We start from the raw sequence: 1,473 nt of genomic DNA, 5'->3' as shown, positions 1-1,473 counted from the left end.
TTCTACACATCTTTTAACATTATAACACATTGATACTCAGTAAATACTTGCGTATGTCATGGTTTTTAGTATCTTTGTATATGCAATTAAACAACATATTTGACTCCCTCGGAGGAGATAAGAGAATCGAATGAAGAGTTAATAGCTTGTTCGATAAGATGGTAGAGAAACAGAGTGCGGTTATTAATAAGTGCTTCGAAGATAAGGCACCTAAAGTTGGTGCCTATAGAGTACTACGTAATAAGAACTGGGATATGGAAGATCTAATAGATAGAATAAGGCAATTATCTGGTAGTGAGTGTGTTGGACATAAACATGTACTATGCATACAAGACACTACGGAGCTCTCTTACGACCACATGAAAGGGCGTTTGAAGGAGGATGACCCCGACTTTGGAGATGGTTCTATGCAACTGAAAAAGTATTCTATTTTCGTACATCCAACTATGATTGTGGACGCTGAATCATGCCTTCCTATAGGCTTTTCCTCTGTGAGAATATGGAATCGTGAGCGCATAGAAGGTCGAAAGAAGACCAATAAACGAGCTACTTTACCATATAAGGATAAGGAATCCTATCGGTGGACTTTGTCTGCAAAGGAGAGCGCGGAGTGCATCCCAAGTGATGTTCGTAAGACAATAGTTGGCGATCGTGAGAGCGATGTCTACGCCTTTATGGACGAGACTTTGGAAGTGGGATGCGACTTTCTGATACGTTCTACCCATAATCGCAAGAGTAGCGTAGGTGCTGATTTAGATACACTTACAGAGCATTTAGCCAAGCAGAAACCTATGGGCGAGTACAGCTTCTCACTCCCCGGACGGCAAGGTCGAAAGAACAGAACAGCCGTTATGGAGGTACGTTTTATGCCTATCACCCTTCACGCACCACATTCAAATGCAGGCGGTAAGGAGAAGTTAGATATTTATTGCGTACATGTCAAGGAACGTGCCGACTCTGTTCCTGCAGGAGAAGAGCCCGTAGAATGGCGTTTACTGACTTCACACGAGGTTACCAGTCTTGCCCAAGCAGTGCAATGTATCGACTGGTATAGATGTCGTTGGCTCATCGAGGAACTTTTCCGACTAATGAAATCCAAGGGATTTGGAATAGAAGACATACAATTAGAGGATGGCGAGAGCACAAAGAAGATGATTTCTCTAACCATATCGGCAGTACTTAAGTGTCTGATACTTAAGAGGTCATACGACACGAAACGAGAAGAAGTATCAGCCCGCATACTCTTTACAAACGTCCAATTAGTAGTTCTACATGCACTCATGGGAATGATACACACCAAGAACCCCGAGGTCAAAAGATGGAAGAAATCCTTTCAAAGAGGACAGCCTACCATGGGCAGCATGGATAATCGCCCGTCTACAAGGCTGGTGTGATATGGGTAAGGACACTAGGCCAGGCTACATCACCCTTAAGGAAGTTTACGAGTATTGAATACCAAGTAGCCTTCTATAC

Annotated in this window: 1 protein-coding gene; it reads left to right on the top strand. The window is 43.1% G+C overall.

Annotated elements, in window-relative coordinates; genetic code table 11:
* The first annotated feature begins 158 nt into the window (after positions 1-158).
* Positions 159-1,394: an IS4 family transposase gene (locus tag HMPREF0666_RS15835; protein ID WP_009013403.1), complete on the top strand. Its 1,236-nt coding sequence runs from the start codon at positions 159-161 to the stop codon at positions 1,392-1,394.
* Positions 1,395-1,473: the final 79 nt, after the last annotated feature.

The organism is Prevotella sp. C561, assembly GCF_000224595.1.
GTDB classification, from domain to species: Bacteria; Bacteroidota; Bacteroidia; order Bacteroidales; family Bacteroidaceae; genus Prevotella; species Prevotella jejuni.
The sequence above is the reverse complement of the archived record's forward strand: the minus strand, read 5'-3'. Positions and strand labels throughout refer to the sequence as shown.

Excerpts from the sequence above, each read along its gene's own strand:
- HMPREF0666_RS15835 (WP_009013403.1), top strand. The coding sequence starts at position 159 with ATGGTAGAGAAACAGAGTGCGGTTATTAATAAGTGCTTCGAAGATAAG.